Annotated in this window: 14 protein-coding genes; 5 read left to right on the forward strand and 9 right to left on the reverse strand. The window is 62.6% G+C overall.

What is annotated here, in order from left to right; genetic code table 11:
* The first annotated feature begins 71 nt into the window (after positions 1-71).
* The 4 genes from ACF8O8_RS07385 (at position 72) to trxC (ending at position 7346) form a co-directional block, all read left to right on the forward strand.
* Positions 72-1814, forward strand: coding sequence for a potassium/proton antiporter (locus tag ACF8O8_RS07385; RefSeq protein WP_003249176.1), 1743 nt, complete (start codon positions 72-74; stop codon positions 1812-1814).
* Between the two features lie 35 nt (positions 1815-1849).
* Entirely contained in the window at positions 1850-5158 is a 3309-nt protein-coding gene (gene mscK / locus ACF8O8_RS07390; RefSeq protein WP_392509450.1) for a mechanosensitive channel MscK, read from the forward strand.
* Positions 5159-5320: 162 nt separating this feature from the next.
* Entirely contained in the window at positions 5321-6781 is a 1461-nt protein-coding gene (gene selO / locus ACF8O8_RS07395; protein ID WP_392509451.1) for a protein adenylyltransferase SelO, read from the forward strand.
* 130 nt (positions 6782-6911) lie between these two features.
* Positions 6912-7346, forward strand: a complete 435-nt coding sequence (gene trxC, locus ACF8O8_RS07400) for a thioredoxin TrxC (RefSeq protein ID WP_392509452.1) — start codon at positions 6912-6914, stop codon at positions 7344-7346.
* On the opposite strand, the gene ACF8O8_RS07405 is transcribed toward trxC, so the two are convergent.
* On the reverse strand, positions 7343-8116 hold the full coding sequence (locus ACF8O8_RS07405) for a ParA family protein (protein WP_010955617.1): 774 nt from the start codon (positions 8114-8116) through the stop codon (positions 7343-7345). The two genes, trxC and ACF8O8_RS07405, sit on opposite strands and share 4 nt — an antisense overlap.
* A 76-nt stretch (positions 8117-8192) precedes the next feature.
* A complete protein-coding gene (locus ACF8O8_RS07410) occupies positions 8193-9092 on the reverse strand; it encodes a LysR family transcriptional regulator (RefSeq protein ID WP_010955618.1) in 900 nt (299 codons plus the stop codon).
* A 165-nt stretch (positions 9093-9257) separates the two neighbouring features.
* On the opposite strand from ACF8O8_RS07410, the gene ACF8O8_RS07415 reads away from it, so the two are divergent.
* Positions 9258-10445: an MFS transporter gene (locus tag ACF8O8_RS07415; protein WP_232014165.1), complete on the forward strand. Its 1188-nt coding sequence runs from the start codon at positions 9258-9260 to the stop codon at positions 10443-10445.
* Between the two features lie 67 nt (positions 10446-10512).
* On the opposite strand, the gene ACF8O8_RS07420 is transcribed toward ACF8O8_RS07415, so the two are convergent.
* The 7 genes from ACF8O8_RS07420 to aroK all read right to left on the reverse strand — a co-directional run bounded on the left by ACF8O8_RS07420 (position 10513) and on the right by aroK (position 21914).
* Complete coding sequence (locus tag ACF8O8_RS07420) at positions 10513-10860, reverse strand: YgiW/YdeI family stress tolerance OB fold protein (protein WP_014859120.1); 348 nt, start codon at positions 10858-10860, stop codon at positions 10513-10515.
* A gap of 116 nt (positions 10861-10976) precedes the next feature.
* Positions 10977-12041: a uroporphyrinogen decarboxylase gene (gene hemE, locus ACF8O8_RS07425; RefSeq protein ID WP_010955621.1), complete on the reverse strand. Its 1065-nt coding sequence runs from the start codon at positions 12039-12041 to the stop codon at positions 10977-10979.
* 194 nt (positions 12042-12235) lie between these two features.
* Positions 12236-13654 (reverse strand): FAD-dependent oxidoreductase, encoded by a 1419-nt coding sequence (locus tag ACF8O8_RS07430; protein WP_392509453.1) that lies wholly within the window; start codon positions 13652-13654, stop codon positions 12236-12238.
* A gap of 123 nt (positions 13655-13777) precedes the next feature.
* Positions 13778-18223, reverse strand: coding sequence for a glutamate synthase large subunit (gene gltB, locus ACF8O8_RS07435; protein WP_392509454.1), 4446 nt, complete (start codon positions 18221-18223; stop codon positions 13778-13780).
* Positions 18224-18596: 373 nt separating this feature from the next.
* The gene (locus ACF8O8_RS07440; protein ID WP_020191281.1) at positions 18597-20186 is read right to left on the reverse strand and encodes an SPOR domain-containing protein; all 1590 of its coding nucleotides are present in this window, start codon (positions 20184-20186) and stop codon (positions 18597-18599) included.
* A gap of 15 nt (positions 20187-20201) precedes the next feature.
* Positions 20202-21299: a 3-dehydroquinate synthase gene (gene aroB / locus ACF8O8_RS07445; protein WP_010955624.1), complete on the reverse strand. Its 1098-nt coding sequence runs from the start codon at positions 21297-21299 to the stop codon at positions 20202-20204.
* Positions 21300-21395: 96 nt separating this feature from the next.
* Entirely contained in the window at positions 21396-21914 is a 519-nt protein-coding gene (aroK, locus tag ACF8O8_RS07450; RefSeq protein ID WP_010955625.1) for a shikimate kinase AroK, read from the reverse strand.
* Between the last annotated feature and the right edge of the window lie 4 nt (positions 21915-21918).

Genomic DNA, 21918 nt, shown 5'->3' on the forward strand with positions numbered 1-21918 from the left:
ACGCGACCTGCTAGCTTTTGCTGGAAAATGCGCTACCACGTCCCTTCCCCGCTGTCTCGGAGTACCTGCCTTTGGATGCAAGCACCATCAACAGCCTGTTCCTGATCGGCGCATTGCTGGTGGGTGCAAGTATTCTGGTCAGCTCGCTATCGTCGCGCCTGGGCATCCCTATTCTGGTCATCATCCTCGCCGTCGGCATGGTCGCCGGTGTCGATGGTGGCGGCATCATCTTCAACAATTACCCAACCGCCTACCTGGTGGGCAACCTGGCACTGGCCGTCATCCTGCTTGACGGTGGCCTGCGTACGCGGGTGGCAAGCTTCCGCGTGGCGCTGTGGCCGGCGCTGTCGCTGGCCACGGTCGGGGTGATGATCACCACCGCCCTCACCGGCCTGGTTGCCGCCTGGCTGTTCAACCTGAGCCTGATTCAGGGCTTGCTGATCGGTGCGATCGTCGGCTCCACCGACGCCGCTGCAGTGTTCTCGCTGCTCGGCGGCAAAGGCCTGAACGAGCGGGTTACGGCTACCCTCGAGATCGAGTCGGGCAGCAACGACCCGATGGCGGTGTTCCTCACTGTCACCTTGATCGACATGATCGCCAGCGGCCAGACCGGGCTGCACTGGGGCCTGCTGGGCCACTTGTTGCGTGAGTTCGGTATCGGCGGGCTGCTGGGCTTGGGCGGTGGCTGGCTGATGCTGCAACTGGTCAACCGCATCAACCTGGCCGGCGGCCTTTACCCCATTCTGGTAGTGGCAGGCGGCCTGGTGGTGTTCTCGCTGACCAACGCCCTGCATGGTAGCGGCTTCCTCGCCGTTTACCTGTGCGGCCTGGTGCTGGGCAACAAGCCTATCCGCAGCCGCCACGGCATCCTGCACATGCTCGACGGCATGGCCTGGCTGGCGCAGATCGGCATGTTCCTGGTGCTGGGGTTGCTGGTCACACCGCACGACCTGCTGCCTATCGCCCTGCCGGCACTGGGCCTGGCGCTGTGGATGATCCTGGTGGCGCGGCCACTGTCGGTGGTCGCGGCCCTTCTGCCGTTCAAGGCTTTCCATGGCCGCGAAAAGGGCTTCATTTCGTGGGTCGGCCTGCGCGGCGCGGTGCCGATCATTCTGGCGGTGTTCCCGCTGATGGCGGGCCTGCCAGACGCCCAGCTGTTCTTCAACCTGGCGTTCTTCATCGTGCTGGTGTCACTGCTGGTGCAGGGCACCAGCCTGCCGTGGATGGCCAAGCTGCTGAAAGTGACCGTACCGCCAGACCCGGCGCCGATTTCCCGCTCCGCCCTTGAGGTGCACATCACCAGCGAGTGGGAGATGTTCGTCTACCGCCTGGGCGCCGAAAAGTGGTGCATCGGTGCCGCCCTGCGCGAGCTGAAAATGCCAGAAGGCACACGGATTGCCGCGCTGTTCCGTGGCGAGCAACTGCTTCACCCCTCTGGCAGCACCGTGCTGGAAGTGGGCGATATGCTCTGCGTGATCGGCCACGAGCACAACCTGCCGGCCCTCGGCAAGTTGTTCAGCCAGGCGCCACAGCGTGGCCTGGACCTGCGTTTCTTCGGCGACTTCGTGCTCGAAGGCGATGCCGAACTGGGGGCGGTGGCAGCGTTGTATGGCCTGAAGCTCGATGGCCTCGACGCGAAAATGCCGCTGGCGCAGTTCATCCGACAGAAGGTCGGAGGCGCTCCAGTAGTGGGGGACCAGGTCGAATGGCATGGCACGATCTGGACCGTGGCGACCATGGACGGGAACAAGATCCAGAAAGTAGGCGTCAGATTCCCCGAAGGAACGCGACCCGGACCAGGATTGTTCCTCTAAACTTCGTTTCAGCCGGATCCACAAGTAGTCTGCCTATGTCCCTGCGCGCGTACCTTCGCACAGCCCTGCTCGGGTTGTGCCTGTCCCTTTCTTTTGCCGCTAGCGCGGCAGAAGCCCCGACCACCGCCAGTATCCAGAACAGCCTCGACAAGATCGCCGAGCGCAAGCTGCCCGAGGCAGACCAGAAGGCGCTGCAGCAGGTGCTCGAACAAACGTTGAGCCTGCTTGCTGCCAAGGAAGACAACGAAAAGAAACTGGCTGCACTCAAGCAGCAGCTGAGCAGTGCCCCCAAGGAGACCAGCGACAGCCAGAAGGAGTTGGCCAAGCTCAAGGAAACCAAGGCACAACCGGTGGCACAGCGCTACGCCACCCTCACCGTGCCACAGCTTGAACAGATGCTCAGCGAACGCAACACGCAGCAGGGCGAGCTGCAAAAGGCGCTGTCTGAAGCCAACAGCCTGATCATCAACTCGCAAACCCGCCCCGAGCGCGCCCAGGCGGAGATCAGCAGCAGCCAGACGCGCACCCAGCAGATCAACAACATCCTCAAAACCGGCAAGGACGGTGGCAAAGCCATCAATGCCGACCAGCGCAACCAGCTCAACGCCGAGTTGGCCTCGCTCAACGCGCTGACCCTGCTGCGCCGCCAGGAACTGGCCGGCAACAGCCTGCTGCAAGACCTCGGCAATGCGCGTCACGAACTGCTGGTCGAGCGCGCTGCGCGCCTGGAGCAGGAAATCCAGGACCTGCAGACGCTGATCAACGCCAAACGCCTGGCCCAGTCCCAGGAAGCCGTCACCCAGCAGTCGATCGAGGCTCAGAAGGCCGGCGGCAGCAGCCTGTTGGCCACTGAAAGCGCGATCAACCTCAAGCTTTCCGACTACCTGCTCAAGAGCACCGATCGCCTTAACGAACTGACCCAGCAGAACCTGCGCACCAAGCAGCAGCTCGACAGCCTGACCCAGGCCGACCAGGCGCTTGACGAGCAGATCAACGTGCTCAAGGGAAGCCTGCTGCTGTCGAAGATTCTCTACAAGCAGAAACAGACCCTGCCGCACCTGAAGGTCGACCGCGACCTGGCCGACCAGATCGCCGACACCCGCCTGTACCAGTTCGAAGTCAACCAGCAGCGCGAGCAGATGAGCAGCCCGGTCACCTACGTCGACAAGCTGCTGGCGGCGCAACCGCAGGAAGATGTGACCCCGCAGCTGCGCAAGGCCCTGCTGGAAGTGGCCATCACCCGCAGCGACCTGTTGGAGCGGCTGAACCGCGAGCTGTCGGCGCTGCTCAACGAATCGATCACCCTGCAGCTCAACCAGAAGCAGCTACTGGGCACCGCGCAGAGCCTGCGCACCACCCTCGACGAGCAAATGTTCTGGATCCCCAGCAACAAGCCGCTGGACTGGGACTGGCTGCAATACGTGCCGGAGCGCCTGGCCGACCAGGTCGCCAACCTGCCGTGGGGCTCCAGCCTGAAAGAGCTGGCCGATGGCCTGAGCCAGCGCCCGTTGCTGTTCCTGCCGCTGCTGTTGGTGATCGGCGCGCTGTTGTGGCGGCGCAAATACCTTTACCAACGGTTAGGCAAAGTGCACCAGGATATCGGCCACTTCCGCCGTGACAGCCAATGGCACACGCCCCAGGCAATCCTAATCAACATTCTGCTGGCGATGCCGGTCAGCCTTGGTCTGGCGCTGTGCAGCTACGCCCTGCAGATCGACGCCCGCGGGCAGAATGCCAACCTGGGCGCCGCACTCTGGCAGCTGGCCCAGGCCTGGCTGGTGTTCTACACCGCCTACCGTATCCTCGCACCCGGTGGCGTGGCGGAAGTCCACTTCCGCTGGCACAAACCGCAGGTCGAGTTCCTGCGCGGCTGGGTTCGCCGCCTGGGCACCGTGGTGCTGGCACTGGTCGGCGTGGTGGCGGTGGCCGAGCACCAGCCTTCGGCATTGGCGGACGACGTGTTGGGCATCGGTGTGGTGCTGACCTGCTATGCGCTGATGGCCTGGCTGCTCAGCCGCCTGCTGCTCAGCAGCCCGGCACACCGTGACACCTCGCTGTTCCGCAGGGCGGTGGGGGTAGCGTTCACCGCCCTGCCCATCGCCCTGTTCGTCGCCGTGTGCTTCGGCTACTACTACACCGCATTGAAGCTTACCGACCGACTCATCTACACCCTGTACCTGCTGCTGTTCTGGTTGGTGATCGAAGCCGCCTTCGTGCGCGGCCTGTCGGTGGCTGCACGGCGCCTGGCCTACCAGCGTGCGTTGACCAAGCGTGCGGCGGCCAAGGAAGGGCTGGATGGCGAAGTCATCACCGAAGAGCCAACGCTGGATATCGAACAGGTCAACCAGCAGTCGCTGCGCCTGATCCGCCTGGCCCTGCTCGGCGGCTTCATCGCCGGCCTGTACTGGGTGTGGGCCGACCTGATCTCGGTGTTCGCCTACCTCAACAATTTCGTCCTCTACGAATACACCAGCGGCACCGGCGCCGCCGCCAGCATGGTACCGATCAGCCTCGGCGACCTGCTCGGCGCGCTGGTGATCGTCGGCATCACCTTCGCTTTGGCCGGCAACTTGCCAGGCTTGCTGGAAGTACTGGTGCTGTCTCGCCTGAACCTGGCCCAGGGCAGTGCCTACGCCACCACCACGCTGTTGTCGTACACCATCGTCGGCATCGGCATCGTCAGCACCCTGTCGACCCTGGGGGTGAGCTGGGACAAGCTGCAATGGCTGGTGGCTGCGCTGTCAGTAGGTCTGGGCTTCGGCATGCAGGAAATCTTCGCCAACTTCATCTCCGGCATCATGATCCTGTTCGAGCGCCCGGTACGGATTGGCGACACCATCACCATCGGCAACCTGTCGGGCACGGTAAGCAAGATCCGCATCCGTGCCACCACCATCACCGACTTCGACCGCAAGGACATCATCGTCCCCAACAAGACCTTCATCACTGGCCAACTGATCAACTGGTCGCTGACCGATACGGTCACCCGGGTGACGCTGAAGCTGGGCATCGACTATGGCTCAGACCTCGACCTGGTGCGCGACCTGCTGCTCAAGGGCGCGCATGAGAACCCACGTGTGCTCAAGGATCCGGAACCGATCGTGTACTTCCTCAACTTCGGCGAGAGCTCGCTGGACCACGAACTGCGCATGCACGTGCGTGACCTGGGCGACCGCAACCCGACGCTGGACGAGATCAACCGCTACATCAACCGCGAGTTCAAGGCCCACAACATCAAGATCTCGGTACGCCAGGTAGAGGTATTCCTGATGGACGCCAAGGGCAGCAAACAGCAATTGATTCCGATGGAACAGCCAAAATCGGATGGCACTGCTTCGGCCTGAATAGGCTCGAATACTTTATTGTGTGCAAAATGGCTGCGAGGGCTTCGCCCTCGTTCGCGGGTAAACCCGCTCCTACATCGGGCGCTGGCCGCTGTGGGGGCGGGTTCACCCGCGAAAGGCCGCCAAGCGGCCCCATTGGCACCGACTCCAAGGAGCAGTCCCGTGAAAGCCCTCGACCAACTCACCTTCGACAACCGCTTCGCCCGCCTGGGCGATGCGTTCTCCACCCAGGTGCTGCCCGAGCCCATTGCAGACCCGCGCCTGGTGGTAGCGAGCGAGTCGGCCATGGCCTTGCTCGACCTCGACCCCGCCCAGGCCGAACTGCCGGTGTTCGCCGAGCTGTTCAGCGGCCACAAACTGTGGGAAGAGGCCGACCCTCGGGCGATGGTTTATTCCGGCCACCAGTTCGGCTCGTACAACCCACGTCTGGGCGACGGCCGTGGCCTGCTGCTGGCCGAAGTGCTCAACCACGCAGGCGAACACTGGGACCTGCACCTCAAGGGCGCCGGCCAGACACCCTACTCCCGCATGGGTGACGGCCGCGCCGTGCTGCGCTCGTCGATTCGCGAGTTTCTCGCCTCCGAAGCCCTGCACGCCCTGGGTATCGCGACCAGCCGGGCACTGTGCGTAATCGGTTCCAGCACCCCGGTGTGGCGCGAAACCCGTGAAAGCGCGGCCATGCTGACGCGTCTGGCGCAGAGCCATGTGCGTTTCGGCCATTTCGAGTACTTCTACTACACCAAGCAGCCCGAGCAGCAGCGCGTGTTGATCGACCACGTGCTGGAACAGCACTATCCCGAATGCCGTGACGCCGAGCAGCCTTACCTGGCCATGTTCCGCACCATCGTCGAGCGCAATGCCGAACTGATCGCCCGCTGGCAGGCGTATGGCTTCTGCCACGGCGTGATGAACACCGACAACATGTCGATCCTCGGCATCACCTTCGATTTCGGCCCCTACGCGTTCCTGGATGACTTCGACGCCAACTTCATCTGCAACCACTCCGACGACCGTGGCCGCTACAGCTACGCCAACCAGGTGCCCATCGCCCACTGGAACCTCAGCGCGCTGGCCCAGGCACTGACCACCGTGATCGAAGTTGAGCCACTGAAGGAAGCGTTGGGCCTGTTCCTGCCGCTGTACCAGGCCCATTACCTGGACCTGATGCGTCGGCGCCTGGGGCTGACCACCGCCGAAGATGATGACATGGTGCTGGTCGAGCGCCTGCTGCAGTGCATGCAACGCGGTGGCGTGGACTACAGCCTGTTCTTCCGCAAACTGGGTGAGCAGCCGGTAGCCGAGGCGCTGAAGGTGGCGCGCGATGACTTTATCGACCTGGCCGGTTTCGATGCCTGGGGCGCAGACTACCTGGCCCGCTGTGGGCGTGAGCCCGGCAATGCCGAAGGCCGCCGCGAGCGGATGCATGCGGTGAACCCGCTGTACGTGCTGCGCAACTACCTGGCGCAGAAAGCCATCGAAGCGGCCGAGGCGGGGGACTACAGTGAAGTTCGACGGCTGCACCAAGTCCTGGCCAGGCCTTTCGAGGAACAGCCCGGGATGCAAGCCTACGCCGAGCGACCGCCGGAGTGGGGCAAGCACCTGGAAATCAGCTGCTCTTCCTGATTAGCGCCGAATCCTGTGGGAGCGGGCGTGCCCGCGAAGCAGGCAACGTGATGGATTGCACCGGCTTCGCCGGTGTTCGCGGGCACGCCCGCTCACACAAGGAAACCGTGAACCCAACACCGGAGATGAAATGACCGACCCACTGGTAATCCCCTGCCCCCACTGCAACGGCCTCAACCGCCTGCCCGCCGAGCGCCTGGGCGATGCGCCGAAATGCGGTCGCTGCAAACAGGACGTGCTGTTGAGCACCCCTTTCGAGCTCACCGAAGCCAGCTATGCCAGCCAGATCAAAGGCGACCTGCCGCTGCTGGTCGACATCTGGGCCAACTGGTGCGGCCCGTGCAAGTCATTTGCCCCCACCTTCGAACAGGCCGCCCGGAACCTTGCTGGCCGCTGCCGCCTGGCCAAGCTCGACAGCGAAGCCAACCGTAACCTCGCAGGGCAACTGGGCATACGCTCGATCCCCAGCCTGCTGCTGTTCAAGAACGGCCGCGAAATCAGCCGCCAGGCCGGGGCGTTTCCACTCCAGTCGCTGCTGGAGTGGCTGCGTAGCCAAGGGGTTTAAGCGTTTTCTTCAAGCAGCGAATGCAGCTCGACAAACTGCTGAGTCAGCTTGTGCCGCGGCTCCAGGTGAATCAGCGGCAGGCTGGCGTGGTGCGATTCGCGCATTTTCACCGAGCTGCCCAAGTACACCGGCAGCACCGGCAACCCTTCGGCCAGCAGTTCGTCGAGCATCTGCTGCGGCAGGCTGGCACGTGACTGGAACTGGTTGACCACGATGCCTTCGACCACCAGGTCTTCGTTGTGGTCTTCCTTGAGGTCTTCGATCTCGGCCAGCAGGCCATACAGGGCCTGGCGCGAAAAGCTGTCGCAGTCGAAGGGGATCAGCACGCGATCGGCAGCGATCAGCGCAGAAACCGCATAGAAATTAAGCGCCGGCGGGGTATCGATGTAGATACGCTCGTAATCCTCGTCCAGCTCGTCGAGCAACTTGCGCAGCTTGTTGATCTTGTGTTTTGCCTCCAGCTTTGGCTGCAGGTCGGCCAACTCGGCAGTGGCGGTGACCACATGCAGGTTGTCGAATGGGGTTTCGTAGATATCGACCTTGTTCTTCTTGCTGAACGGCCCGCTGGAAAGGCTTTGCTTGAAGAAATCGGCGATGCCCATGGGGATGTCCTCGCCGGTCAGGCCGGTGAGGTATTGGGTCGAGTTCGCCTGGGCATCCAGGTCGATCAACAAGGTCCGGTAGCCTTCATTGGCACTGACCGCCGCCAGGTTGCAGGCAATGCTCGACTTGCCCACGCCACCTTTCTGATTGAACACCACGCGCCGCATGATTGACCTCCGTGTATCAACGAATGCCCGAGTATGTGGCGGCAGTGGGGCAATGACCAGTGCCATTTGACCGGCATCACGCCTGACCGACCACCTGCCCTGTCAACAACTCGGCAAATGCCTTGGCCATGACCGAATGACCACGCTCGCGCTGCACCAGCCACACCGCCGTCATCGCCTCTTCATCGAGCAAGGTGCGGTACACCACCCCTTCGATGCGCATGCGCTGGAACGACGCCGGCAACACCGACACCCCCAGCCCCGCCGAGACCAGGCCGATGATGGTCATCGCTTCCCCTGCCTCTTGCGCAAAATGGGGGCTGAAACCCGCATGCCGTGCCAGGCTCAGCAATTGTGCATGCAAGCCGCTGCCATAACTGCGCGGGAAGAACACGAAGGGCTCAGGGGCCAACGCCGCCATGTAGACGCCTTGCTCAGTGCCCTCGGCCAGCGGATGCGAGGCATTGATCACCGCCACCAACGGTTCTCGGAACAACTCGGTGGCCACCAACCCCTCCGGCAGCGGCATCGGCCGCATCAACCCCACCTCGATGGACTCGTCGAATACCCCTTCGGCAACGTCACGGCTGCTCATTTCCTTGAGGTTCAGGTGCACCGCCGGAAAGCGCTGACGGAAGGCGTGAATGGCCTTGGGGATTTTCGAGGTGAACGGGGCCGAGGAGGTGAAACCGATTTTCATCTCCCCCAGCTCGCCCAACTGCGCACGCCGGGCGACATCCGCGGCCTTCTCCACCTGCGCCAATACCTGGCGCGCTTCCTCGAGGAACAATCGCCCGGCCTCGCTCAGTTCGACACGACGATTGGTACGGTCGAACAACCGGGCCCCCAACTCCTGCTCCAGAGCCTGGATCTGCTGACTCAAGGGCGGTTGGGAAATACCCAGCTGCTGGGCGGCGCGGCCAAAGTGCAGCTCTTCGGCCACAGCAATGAAGTAACGCAGATGACGCAGTTCCATGAGCCGCTCCAATCAAGTCGTAAAACATCTCAAATAGGTCGAACAATATATTGGATCTAATCGTTAGCCAGCTATATGCTTTTTCCATTGCGCCAGAGGTACCCGCCCGTGAAAACTGCAGTAGCCCCCCTCCTCCTTGAGCCAAAACCTGCCATCCTGACCGAAATGTGGATCGAAAAAGGCACACCCGCCTTCATGAAAACCGTGCTGGCCTTGTTCAGCGGCGGTTTCGCCACCTTCGCCTTGCTGTACTGCGTACAGCCGATGATGCCTCTGCTGTCCCGGGAGTTTGCCATCAACGCGGCACAGAGCAGCCTGGTGCTGTCGGTGTCCACCGCCATGCTGGCGTTCGGCCTGCTGATCACCGGCCCCATTTCTGACCGCATCGGACGCAAGCCCGTGATGGTGTTCGCGCTGGTCTGCGCCGCCCTGTCCACCTTGGCCAGCGCAGTGATGCCCAGCTGGGAGCTGGTACTGGCCACCCGCGCATTGGTCGGCCTGTCGCTGAGCGGCCTGGCGGCAGTGGCAATGACCTACCTGAGCGAAGAAATCCACCCGCAACACATTGGCCTGGCCATGGGCCTGTACATCGGCGGCAACGCGATTGGCGGCATGAGCGGGCGGCTCATCACGGGCGTACTGATCGACTTCGTCAGCTGGCACACGGCGATGCTGACCATTGGCGGCCTGGCCCTGGTGGCCGCGCTGGTATTCTGGAAGGTGCTGCCGGAGTCACGCAATTTCCGCGCACAGACGATGAACCCACGCAGCCTGCTGGACGGCTTTGTCATGCACTTCAAGGACGCCGGCCTGCCCTGGCTGTTCCTTGAAGCCTTCCTGCTGATGGGCGCCTTCGTCACCCTGTTCAACTACATCGGCTACCGCCTGCTGGCCGAGCCCTACCACATGAACCAGGCGCTGGTCGGCTTGCTGTCGGTGGTTTACCTGTCGGGTATCTACAGTTCTGCACAGGTCGGCGCCCTGGCGGACAAACTGGGCCGGCGCAAGGTGTTCTGGGCCAGTATCGTGGTAATGGCGGTTGGCTTGCTGATGACGCTGGCCAGTCCACTGGTGATGGTGATCGTGGGCATGCTGGTGTTCACCTTCGGCTTCTTTGGTGCGCACTCGGTGGCCAGCAGCTGGATCGGCCGCCGGGCGCTGAAGGCCAAGGGGCAGGCGTCGTCGCTGTACCTGTTCTGCTACTACGCTGGCTCCAGCGTGGCCGGTACGGCGGGCGGGGTGTTCTGGCACCAGTGGGGCTGGAACGGGATCGGGCTGTTCATTGGCAGCTTGCTGGCGGTGGCCTTGATGGTGGCGTTGCACCTGAGCAAGTTGCCACCCAAAACGGTGTGATGCATTCGTGGGCACGCCCGCACCCACAACCTGTGGGAGCGGGTGTGACCACGAAGAGGCCATCAGATCAGTTGATGATCTCGACAATATCCACATCCACTTCCCGGCTCATCAGGTGCTTTTCAACCTCACCGGTCAGCTTCACCTTGGTCTTGTCGTTGAACGGTGTCGGCGGCAGGTCCTCATCGTCGATCTCGACAGTGATGGTGCCGGTGTTGTCCTTGAACTCGTACTTGTCGTCGTTGTTGATCTTCTTGGTCACGAAGCCCTGCAGCACAACCGGGGTGTCGTCGGCGGCGTCGTTCGCGGCGGCAACCGTGGTTACCGACTGGGCGCCAGGGCCGGTGTAGCCAGCCGCAAATGCGCCAGTGCTGAACAAGGGGGCGAGGATGAGGGCGAGATAACGGATTTTCATGATAATCGGGTCCTGTTTCGGTTTCGATGGGACCAGATTAGCGACGATCGCTGAATTCAAACTTAACGTACAAAAAACCCGGCATCGAAGCCGGGTTTACTGTGCAGTGCATCAAGTCACTGGTGGTACTGCGCCGACAGTTCGTGCACGGCGTTGATGAATGCACCCGCATGTTCCGGGTCAACTTCCGGCGTGATGCCGTGGCCAAGGTTGAACACATGGCCAGTGCCGTGGCCATAGCTGGCCAGGATGCGCGCCACTTCCTTGCGAATGGCCTCGGGCTTGGCATACAGCACGGTCGGGTCCATGTTGCCTTGCAGCGCCACCTTGTCACCCACGCGGCGACGGGCGTCGCCGATCTCGCAGGTCCAGTCCAGGCCCAGCGCGTCGGCGCCGGCTTCGGCAATGCTTTCCAGCCACAAGCCACCATTCTTGGTGAACAGGATCACCGGCACCTTGCGCCCCTCGTGCTCGCGGATCAGGCCGCTGACGATCTTGCGCATGTAGGCCAGGGAGAACTCCTGATAGGCCGCCGCCGACAGGTTGCCGCCCCAGGTGTCGAAGATCTGTACGGCCTGGGCGCCGGCCAGGATCTGGCCGTTAAGGTAGCTGGTGACCGACTGGGCCAGCTTGTCCAGCAGCAGGTGCAGGGCTTGCGGGTTGTCGTAGGCCATGGCCTTGGTCTTGCGGAAGTCCTTCGACGAGCCGCCTTCGACCATGTAGGTAGCCAGGGTCCACGGGCTGCCGGAGAAGCCGATCAACGGCACACGGCCATTGAGCTCACGGCGAATGGTGCTGACCGCATCCATCACGTAGCCGAGGTCTTTCTGTGGGTCCGGAACTGGCAGCGCCTCGATGTCGGCGGGGGTGCTGATGACCTTCTTGAAACGCGGGCCTTCGCCGGTTTCAAAGTACAGGCCCAGGCCCATGGCATCGGGAATGGTAAGGATGTCCGAGAACAGGATCGCTGCGTCCAGCGGGTAGCGGTCCAGCGGCTGCAGGGTGACCTCGCAGGCGAACTGCGGGTTCATGCACAGGCTCATGAAGTCACCGGCCTTGGCGCGGCTGGCGCGGTACTCCGGCAGGTAGCGGCCGGCCTGGCGCATCATCCACACCGGGGTGACGTCTACGGGTTGCTTGAGCAGTGCACGCAGGAAACGATCGTTCTTCAGGGCAGTCATGTCGGCATCCGGAAAAATAGTGCGGGCATTTTCTCAGACACCAGCGCAAAAGGCACGGCCATGGCCATGTGTTTTGTCTATTGGATGCCACAGATCAAGCGTTTTTGTATACAAAAGCTTCGCGGGCATGCCTGCCCCCACGGGTTCTGCGCTTAACCCTGCGGGAGCGGGCATGCCCGCGAACAGGTCGAACCTCAGACTTCGAGGTAGTCCAGGATACCCTCGGCAGCCGTACGCCCTTCGAAGATCGCAGTCACCACCAGGTCCGAACCGCGCACCATGTCGCCACCGGCAAACACTTTCGGGTTGCTGGTCTGGTGCTTGAACTTGCCCTTCTCCGGGGCAACCACACGACCCTGGCTGTCCAGCTGAATGCCATGCTGTTCAAACCAAGGCGCCGGGCTCGGGCGGAAGCCGAAGGCGATTACCACGGCGTCTGCCGGCAGGATCTCTTCGGAGCCCGGGATTGGCTCAGGGCTGCGGCGGCCACGGGCATCAGGCTCGCCCAGGCGAGTCTCGACCACTTTGACGCCTTCGACCTTGTCCTCGCCCACAATGGCAATGGGCTGACGGTTGTAGAGGAACTTCACGCCCTCTTCCTTGGCGTTCTTAACCTCTTTGCGCGAACCCGGCATGTTGGCTTCGTCACGACGATAAGCACAGGTCACCGCCCTGGCACCCTGACGGATCGAGGTACGGTTGCAGTCCATCGCGGTGTCACCACCACCCAGCACCACCACTTTCTTGCCCTGCATGTCGACGAAGTCTTCCGGCGACTTCTCGAAGCCCAGGTTGCGGTTGACGTTGGCGATCAGGAAGTCCAGTGCGTCATGCACGCCCGGCAGGTCTTCACCCGGGAAGCCGCCCTTCATGTAGGTGTAGGTACCCATGCCCATGAACACCGCGTCGTACTCGGCGAGCAGCTGTTCCATGGTCACATCCTTGCCCACCTCGGTGTTCAGGCGGAACTCGATGCCCATGCCGGTGAACACTTCACGGCGGTTGCTGAGCACGGTCTTTTCCAGCTTGAACTCGGGGATACCGAAGGTCAGCAGGCCACCGATCTCAGGGTTTTTGTCGAACACCACCGGGGTTACCCCGGCGCGCACCAGCACGTCGGCGCAGCCCAGGCCCGCCGGGCCGGCGCCGATGATGGCAACGCGCTTGCCGGTTGGCTTGACCTTGGACATGTCCGGACGCCAGCCCATGGCGAAGGCGGTGTCGGTGATGTACTTCTCCACCGAGCCGATGGTCACCGCGCCGAAACCGTCGTTCAGGGTGCAGGCACCCTCGCACAGGCGGTCTTGCGGGCAAACACGGCCGCATACTTCCGGCAGGGTGTTGGTCTGGTGCGACAGTTCCGCCGCGGCCAGGATGTTGCCTTCGGAGACCAGCTTCAACCAGTTGGGGATGAAGTTGTGTACCGGGCACTTCCACTCGCAATACGGGTTACCGCAGCCCAGGCAGCGGTGCGCCTGCTCCACGGACTGCTGCGGCTTGAACGGTTCGTAGATTTCCACGAACTCCTTCTTGCGCTGGCGCAGCAGCTTTTTTTTCGGGTCCTTTCGGCCCACTTCGATGAACTGGAAGTCGTTGTTCAGACGTTCAGCCATTTTTCAAAACCTCTTTACAGCAGCTGCAAGCTACACGCTGCAAGCCGCAAGACGATCACTTAAGCCGGGCAAACCTCGCACTGCCATTACCTGCAGCTCGAGGCTTGCCACTTGCAGCTGTTTTTACTGCGGGTTGGCACGGGTGCTGGACAACAGCTGCTTCAGGTTGGCTGCCTTCGGCTTGACCAGCCAGAAGCGCCGCACGTAGTCGTCCAGGTTCTCCGAGAGCTCACGCCCCCACTCGCTGCCGGTCTCATCCACATACTCGGCAAGGACACGCGCCAGGTGGCTACGGTAGGCCTCCATCGCTTCGCCACTGATACGCTGGATTTCCACCAGCTCGTGGTTGAGCTTGTCGACGAAGCTATTGTCCATGTCGAGCACGTAGGCAAAGCCGCCAGTCATGCCAGAACCGAAGTTGTAACCGGTCTTGCCCAGAACGCAGACAAAGCCGCCGGTCATGTATTCACAGCAGTGATCGCCAGTGCCCTCGACAACAGCATGGGCGCCGGAGTTACGTACAGCGAAGCGCTCGCCCGCAGTACCTGCGGCAAACAGCTTGCCGCCAGTGGCACCGTACAGGCAGGTGTTGCCGACGATGGCGCTGTGCTGGGTTTCGAACGGGCTGCCGGCTGGCGGCACGATGGTGACCTTGCCACCGGTCATGCCTTTGCCGACGTAATCGTTGGCGTCGCCTTCCAGGTGCAGGTTCAGGCCACCGGCGTTCCACACACCAAAGCTCTGGCCCGCAGTCCCCTTGAAGCGGAAGGTGATCGGCGCCGCGGCCATGCCCTGGTTGCCGTGCAGGCGGGCGATTTCGCCCGACACACGCGCACCAATGGAGCGGTCGCAGTTGCAGATGTCGAGGCTGAACTCGCCACCCGCCTGGTCGCGGATGGCCGGCATGGCCATATCAACCATCTTCTCGGCCAACTCGCCCAGGTCGAACGGCGGGTTCTTGTCGACTTCGCAGAACTGCGGTTTGTCCGCAGGAATGTGCGAGCTGCCCAGCAGCGGCGACAGGTCCAGGTACTGCTGGCGTTCGGTGTCACCTGGCAGCACTTCGAGCAGGTCGGTACGGCCGATCAGCTCGCCAAGGCTGCGCACGCCCAGCTTGGCCAACCACTCGCGGGTTTCTTCGGCGACAAAGGTGAAGAAGTTGATCACCATGTCGACGGTGCCGATGTAGTGGTCCTTGCGCAGCTTGTCGTTCTGGGTGGCCACGCCGGTGGCGCAGTTGTTCAGGTGGCAGATGCGCAGGTACTTGCAGCCCAGGGCAATCATTGGCGCGGTACCAAAGCCGAAGCTTTCGGCGCCGAGGATGGCCGCCTTGATAACGTCCAGGCCGGTTTTCAGGCCGCCGTCGGTCTGCACCCGTACCTTGCCACGCAGGTCATTGCCGCGCAGGGTCTGGTGGGTTTCCGCAAGGCCAAGCTCCCAAGGGGCGCCGGCGTATTTGATCGAGGTCAGCGGCGAAGCACCGGTACCACCGTCGTAACCGGAGATGGTGATCAGGTCGGCATAGGCCTTGGCCACACCTGCGGCGATGGTGCCCACGCCCGCTTCGGCTACCAGCTTGACCGATACCAGCGCCTGCGGGTTGACCTGCTTGAGGTCGTAGATCAGCTGGGCCAGATCTTCGATCGAGTAAATGTCATGGTGTGGCGGTGGCGAGATCAGGGTCACGCCCGGTACCGCATAACGCAGCTTGGCGATCAGGCCGTTGACCTTTCCGCCCGGCAACTGGCCGCCCTCACCCGGCTTGGCGCCCTGGGCAACCTTGATCTGCAGCACTTCGGCGTTGACCAGATACTCCGGGGTCACACCAAAACGGCCGGTGGCCACCTGCTTGATCTTCGAGCTCTTGATGGTGCCATAGCGCGACGGGTCTTCGCCGCCTTCACCCGAGTTGGAGCGTGCGCCCAGGCGGTTCATGGCCTCGGCCAGCGCTTCGTGGGCTTCCGGCGACAGTGCACCCAGCGAGATACCCGCCGAGTCGAAACGCTTGAGAATCGCCTCCAGCGGCTCGACCTGCTCCAGCGCCAGCGGCTGGTCGGCCACTTTCACCTTGAGCAAGTCACGAATCATCGACACCGGGCGCTGGTCCACCAGCGTGGTGTATTCCTTGAACTTGGCGTAGTCGCCCTGCTGCACAGCCGCTTGCAGGGTGTTGACCACGTCCGGGTTGTAGGCGTGGTATTCGCCACCGTGGACGAACTTCAGCAGGCCACCTTGCTGGATCGGCTTGCGCGCGCTCCAGGCTTCGGCCGCCAGCAGCTTCTGGTCGTTTTCCAGGTCTTCGAAGCGCGCACCCTTGATGCGGCTGGACACGCCCTTGAAGCTCAGGCCGACCACTTCCTCGGCCAGGCCAATGGCTTCGAACAGCTGTGCACCGCGGTACGAGGCGATGGTGGAGATACCCATCTTGGACAGGATCTTCAGCAGGCCCTTGGAAATACCTTTGCGGTAGTACTTGAACACTTCGTCCAGGTCGCCCAGCACTTCGCCAGTACGGATCAGGTCAGCCAGTACTTCATACGCCAGGTACGGGTAGACGGCCGAGGCACCGAAGCCCAGCAGCACGGCGAAGTGATGCGGATCACGGGCGGTAGCGGTTTCCACCAGGATGTTGCTGTCGCAACGCAGGCCCTGTTCGGTCAGGCGGTGGTGCACTGCACCAACGGCCAGCGAAGCGTGCACCGGCAGCTTGCCCGGGGCGATATAACGGTCGCTCAGCACCAGCTGGGTCTTGCCCCCACGCACAGCTTCTTCGGCCTGGTCGGCAATGTTGCGGATGGCCGCTTCCAGGCCGACGCTCTGCTCATAGTTGAGGTCGATCAGCTGGCGGTCGAAGCCTTCGCGCTCCAGGTTCATCAGCGAACGCCACTTGGCGGGCGAGATGACCGGCGAGCTGAGGATGACCCGCGAAGCGTGCTCCGGGGACTCCTGGAAGATGTTGCGCTCGGCACCCAGGCAGATTTCCAGCGACATTACGATCGCTTCGCGCAGCGGGTCGATCGGCGGGTTGGTTACCTGAGCGAACTGCTGGCGGAAGAAGTCGTACGGCGAGCGCACGCGCTGCGACAGCACGGCCATCGGCGTGTCGTCACCCATCGAGCCAACGGCTTCCTGGCCCTGCTCACCCAACGGGCGCAGTACCTGGTCACGCTCTTCGAAGGTGACCTGGAACATCTTCATGTATTGCTTGAGCTGGTCAGCGTCGTAGCTGGCCACACCCTGGTCGTCGGTCAGCGTCGCCTGGATGCGGGTGGCGTGCTGACGCAGCCAGCGCTTGTACGGGTGGCGCGACTTCAGGCGGTTGTCGATGGCGTCGGTGTCGAGGATCTGGCCGGTTTCGGTGTCCACGGCAAAGATCTGGCCCGGGCCGACACGGCCCTTGGCCAGCACTTCCTCAGGCTGATAGCCCCATACGCCGATTTCCGAGGCGATGGTGATGTAACCATTGGTGGTGGTCACCCAGCGCGCCGGGCGTAGACCGTTACGGTCGAGCAGGCACACCGCGTGGCGGCCTTCGGTCATGACGATACCGGCCGGGCCATCCCACGGCTCCATGTGCATGGAGTTGTATTCGTAGAAGGCGCGCAGGTCGGCGTCCATGGTCTCGACGTTCTGCCACGCTGGCGGTACCAGCATGCGCACGCCGCGGAACAGGTCGATGCCACCAGTGACCATCAGTTCCAGCATGTTGTCCATGCTGGACGAGTCGGAACCGACGCGGTTGACCAGCGGGCCGAGCTCTTCGAGGTCCGGGATCTGGTCATTGGCGAACTTGGTGCGACGAGCCACGGCCCAGTTGCGGTTGCCGGTGATGGTGTTGATCTCGCCGTTGTGGGCGAGGAAGCGGAACGGCTGCGCCAGCGGCCATTTCGGCAGGGTGTTGGTGGAGAAGCGCTGGTGGAACACGCAGATCGCGGTTTGCAGGCGCTCGTCACCCAGGTCTGGATAAAACGCCGCGAGATCGCGCGGCATCATCAGGCCTTTGTAGATGATGGTCTTGTGCGAGAAGCTGCAGATGTAGTGGTCGGCGTCGTGGGCGTTGGCCACCGACGAACGACGACGGGCACTGAACAGCTTGATGGCGAATTCCTGGTCGCTCAGGCCTTCACCGCCAATGAACACCTGCTCGATCTGCGGCAGGCGCTCCAGGGCCAGGCGGCCGAGGACGCTGGTGTCGATCGGCACCTTGCGCCAGCCGACCAGTTTAAGGCCAGCGGCGAGGATCTCGCGGTCCATGTTGGCGCGGGCAGCTTCGGCTTTGACCGGGTCCTGGTTGAAGAACACCATGCCGACGGCGTACTGCTTGGGCAGCTCGACAGCGAAGTGCTCCTGGGCCATGGCACGCAGGAATTGATCGGGCTTCTGCATGAGCAGACCACAACCGTCACCGGTCTTGCCGTCGGCATTGATGCCGCCGCGGTGGGTCATGCATGTCAGCGCCTGCATAGCAGTTTGCAGAAGGTGGTGGCTCGGCTCACCCGTCATATGGGCGATCAGGCCAAAACCACAGTTGTCCTTGAATTCTTCGGGATGGTACAGACCTGTTTTCATAGACACATTCTCACCAGGTTCACCTCTCAACGGAGGTAAATCTCTTTTTTAACAACCACTTACCATCCACGCCGATCAAACGCCAGCTTTTTTGCGGTGGTCATGGAAAACCATTGTTGCACAGCGACAGCGACGCCCACAAATTTTCATGTCTCGCCATTGAAAATTTATGTCGCAATTTTGAATGTTTTTGCGCCATGCGCCGTGATAGCGGCTTGGCTCGAGTCTGAAGCGTTTCAGCCATGACTGCAACTAAGGGCTTGTGGCCGGCAGTCCGGGACAGAAAAGCCTGCCGCGCTCGGGCGCAGCAGGCTAGTCGAAAGCTAGAATTCGCTTAGCTACTGGGCGGCGGGGTGATGCCGCCCGGAAGGTATCAGCGGGCCGTGGCCAGCTCTTGTTGGACGCTGCCGACGGTACGTGGCCAAGGTTTACCAGCCTGGACCTTCGCTGGCAAGTTCTTGATTGCCGCAACCGCTGCGTCGCGGTTGGCGAAACTGCCGTAAGTCACGACGTACAGAGGCTTGCCCTGCAGGTTTTTCTTGAAGTAGCGATAGTCGCCACCCTGGGCCTTGACGTAAGCCTGGGCCGACGCCTCGGAGCTGGTACCAAGGATCTGCACCACATAATTGCCCGGCTTCTGTCCGGCATACCAGCCACTGTTGCCAGCGCCAGCGGCGGCTGGTTTTTCGGCAGCTTTGGCAGCCGGCTTGGCCACGGCGACCTGGGTCGGCGCTGGTGCTGGCTTGGCCGGTGCAACCGGCTTGGCGGGCTGGGTTGCAACAGGCTTGGGCGCAGGCGCAACCGACTGCACGGGCTGGGCAGGCGCAGGCGCCGGGCCAGCCGGCACACCTTGTGGCGGAGCGATGGTGGTCACGGTGGGTGGCGGGTTGCCAGGCTGCAGCGCGGTGTCGACAGCCGGGCCTCCCTCTTCACCCTCGCCCATGCCTGCGGCTTGGGCCAGCGGCTCGCGCATCACAGGCTGCGACTGGCCAACCAGTGGCAGCGGCATTGGCTGGGACGAGCCAGAGAACTCGATGGCAGCACCCTGCTTGCCGTCGCCCAGTGGCAACTGGGCCTGGGCAGCCGGCGCTTCGGCAGGGGCCTTGTCGCCTTTCTTGGGCATCAATACCGCGGCCGCAACGGCAACCACGACCACAGCGGACAGCGCGAGCACATGTTTTTTAGGCATCTTGAACCCCATGGTTGGTCGCTTGGCCGTCGAGCGGCTGGCGATCATGGCTTCGATCAAAGTGTCACGGGCGACCTGATTGATGTTGCCAGGCCAGCCGTCGGAGTTTTCATGGATATCGGCGATCTGTTCACGGCTGAACACCTCGATGCCCCGACCAGCCCCTTCCAGGCGCTGTTCCAGGTACTCGCGGGTTTCTTCTTCACTGTAGGGCGCAAGCTCGATGATGTGAAAACGTTCTTCCTCGACATTGAGCTCATCCAGCCCGGCAATCAGCGATGGCTCACCGAACAGAAACACGTGCGGACGCCCTTCAGGTACCCCCGCCGCCAATTCCAGCAACGCTTGGAGTGCCGACTCGTCGAGTTGTTCCGCATCGTCCACCAGCAAATACACTTCCTGCCCGGTCAGTGCCAGCTGCACCACCTTCGACAGGATCGCCTGCACCTCGGGCTGGGCGACACCCAGCTCCTGCGCAACCTGCGCGAGCATACTGGAGGCATCGCTGGCGCTGCGGGCCGACACCACCACACTTTGCACAGCCTGCTTGTTGGTGCTGGCCACCAGGGCCTGGCGCAGCAGCGACTTGCCGCTGCCCAATGGGCCACTGACCACCAGCATCAACTGGCTATAGCGCGCCAGGTGGTGCAGTTGGCCAAGCACGGGCTTGCGCTGGGCCGGGAAGAACTTGAAGCCAGGTACGCGGGGCGCGAACGGATCATGGCTCAACTGGTAATGGTCGAGAAAGGCCTCATCGGCATGCAAACTTGTCATTGCGCTGTCACAACCTCAAAGCTGGGCCACGATCGCGCGGTAATCCGCCGACAGCGTGGCCTGGAGAATCTCTTTCGAATAGTCGTCGGTCACCACGGCCTCGCCCATCTGGCGCAGCAGCACCAGACGCAAACGACCGTCGAGCACCTTCTTGTCGACCGCCATGTGCTCCATGAAATGCGCCGGGGTCATTTCCTGTGGTGGCACCACCGGCAAACCTGCGTCCTGCAACAGGCGGATTCCACGATCGCGCTCAGCCTGGTCGATCCAGCCAAGGCGCATGGACATTTCCAGGGCCATCACTGTGCCCGCCGCGACGGCTTCGCCGTGCAGCCACACGCCATAGCCCATATGGGTTTCGATAGCATGCCCGAAGGTATGCCCCAGGTTCAGCGTGGCCCGTAGGCCGGACTCGCGCTCGTCGGCACCCACCACTGCTGCCTTGGCCGCGCAGGAGCGGCGGATGGCCTCGGTCAGGGCTGCCGAATCGAGGGCACGTAGTGCCTGCATATTGTCTTCGAGCCAGGCGAGGAACGGCTTGTCGCAAATCAGGCCGTACTTGATCACTTCGGCCAGACCTGCAGACAGCTCGCGCGCTGGCAGGGTCTTGAGGCTGGTGGTATCGATCAGCACCGCCTTGGGCTGATAGAACGCACCGACCATGTTCTTGCCCAGCGGATGATTGATGCCGGTCTTGCCACCCACGGAAGAGTCGACCTGGGACAGCAGGGTAGTCGGCACCTGGATGAAATCGACACCGCGCTGGTAGCAGGCGGCTGCGAAACCAGCCATGTCACCAATCACGCCACCACCCAGAGCGACCACAGTAGTACGACGATCATGCCGAGCTGTCAGCAGGCCATCGAAGATCAGCTGCAATGTTTCCCAGTTCTTGTGGGCTTCACCATCGGGCAACACAACGGGCAGTACCGAGTAGGCACCAAGGGCCTTGCTCAGGCGTTCGAGATACAGCGGCGCGACGGTCTCGTTGGAGACGATGGCAACCTGCCGACCCGCAATGTGCGGCGCCAGCAGCTCAGGCTGGTCCAGCAGGCCTTCGCCAATGTAGATCGGGTAGCTACGCTCGCCCAGGTCGACCTTTAGTGTCTGCATGTATCCCCACAATGTACTTGGGCGCGGCGCCATCCGGCGGCCTGCGCGGTAACGTTGAGCCTCGCCTCGGCGCTGGAGGCCGAGAATAGTCCCGGGTTAACGGGGCGGCAACTGCTGCAAGCGCTCGAGAATATCGATCACCACCATGCGTGGTGGCCGCTCGTCGGTTTCAACCACCAGGTCGGCGATCTCGCGGTAGAGCGGGTCGCGGGTTTCCAGCAAGGTGCGCAAGGTCGCCTCGGGATTGGCCGTGCGCAGCAGCGGGCGATTGCGGTCGCGCGCGGTGCGGCCGACTTGCTGCTCGACCGAAGCATGCAGGTAGATCACCCGGCCACCCTGATGCAGCGCCTGCCGGTTGGCTTCGCGCATCACCGCGCCACCGCCGGTGGCCAGCACCACACCGTCGAGCGCGCACAACTCGGCAATCATCGCTTGCTCGCGATCACGGAAACCCGGCTCGCCTTCCTTGTCGAATATCCACGGGATGTTCGCGCCGCATCGCAGTTCGATTTCCTTGTCGGAATCCTTGAACAGCAGGCGCAGCTCTTTGGCCAACAGGCGTCCGATGGTGCTTTTACCAGCGCCCATGGGCCCCACAAGTATCAAATTTCGCACAGAA

This window comes from Pseudomonas sp. TYF_14, assembly GCF_043105275.1.
Taxonomy (GTDB): domain Bacteria; phylum Pseudomonadota; class Gammaproteobacteria; order Pseudomonadales; family Pseudomonadaceae; genus Aquipseudomonas; species Aquipseudomonas alloputida.

What these genes read in the sequence shown, in the direction of transcription:
- ACF8O8_RS07410 (WP_010955618.1), bottom strand. Translation starts at nt 9,092, where the DNA reads ATGGAACTGCGTCATCTGCGTTACTTCATTGCTGTGGCCGAAGAGCTG.
- ACF8O8_RS07440 (WP_020191281.1), bottom strand. Translation starts at nt 20,186, where the DNA reads ATGACAAGTTTGCATGCCGATGAGGCCTTTCTCGACCATTACCAGTTG.
- ACF8O8_RS07415 (WP_232014165.1), top strand. Translation starts at nt 9,258, where the DNA reads ATGTGGATCGAAAAAGGCACACCCGCCTTCATGAAAACCGTGCTGGCC.
- ACF8O8_RS07420 (WP_014859120.1), bottom strand. Translation starts at nt 10,860, where the DNA reads ATGAAAATCCGTTATCTCGCCCTCATCCTCGCCCCCTTGTTCAGCACT.
- mscK (WP_392509450.1), top strand. Translation starts at nt 1,850, where the DNA reads ATGTCCCTGCGCGCGTACCTTCGCACAGCCCTGCTCGGGTTGTGCCTG.
- ACF8O8_RS07405 (WP_010955617.1), bottom strand. Translation starts at nt 8,116, where the DNA reads ATGCGGCGCGTGGTGTTCAATCAGAAAGGTGGCGTGGGCAAGTCGAGC.
- aroB (WP_010955624.1), bottom strand. Translation starts at nt 21,299, where the DNA reads ATGCAGACACTAAAGGTCGACCTGGGCGAGCGTAGCTACCCGATCTAC.
- trxC (WP_392509452.1), top strand. Translation starts at nt 6,912, where the DNA reads ATGACCGACCCACTGGTAATCCCCTGCCCCCACTGCAACGGCCTCAAC.
- gltB (WP_392509454.1), bottom strand. Translation starts at nt 18,223, where the DNA reads ATGAAAACAGGTCTGTACCATCCCGAAGAATTCAAGGACAACTGTGGT.
- hemE (WP_010955621.1), bottom strand. Translation starts at nt 12,041, where the DNA reads ATGACTGCCCTGAAGAACGATCGTTTCCTGCGTGCACTGCTCAAGCAA.
- ACF8O8_RS07430 (WP_392509453.1), bottom strand. Translation starts at nt 13,654, where the DNA reads ATGGCTGAACGTCTGAACAACGACTTCCAGTTCATCGAAGTGGGCCGA.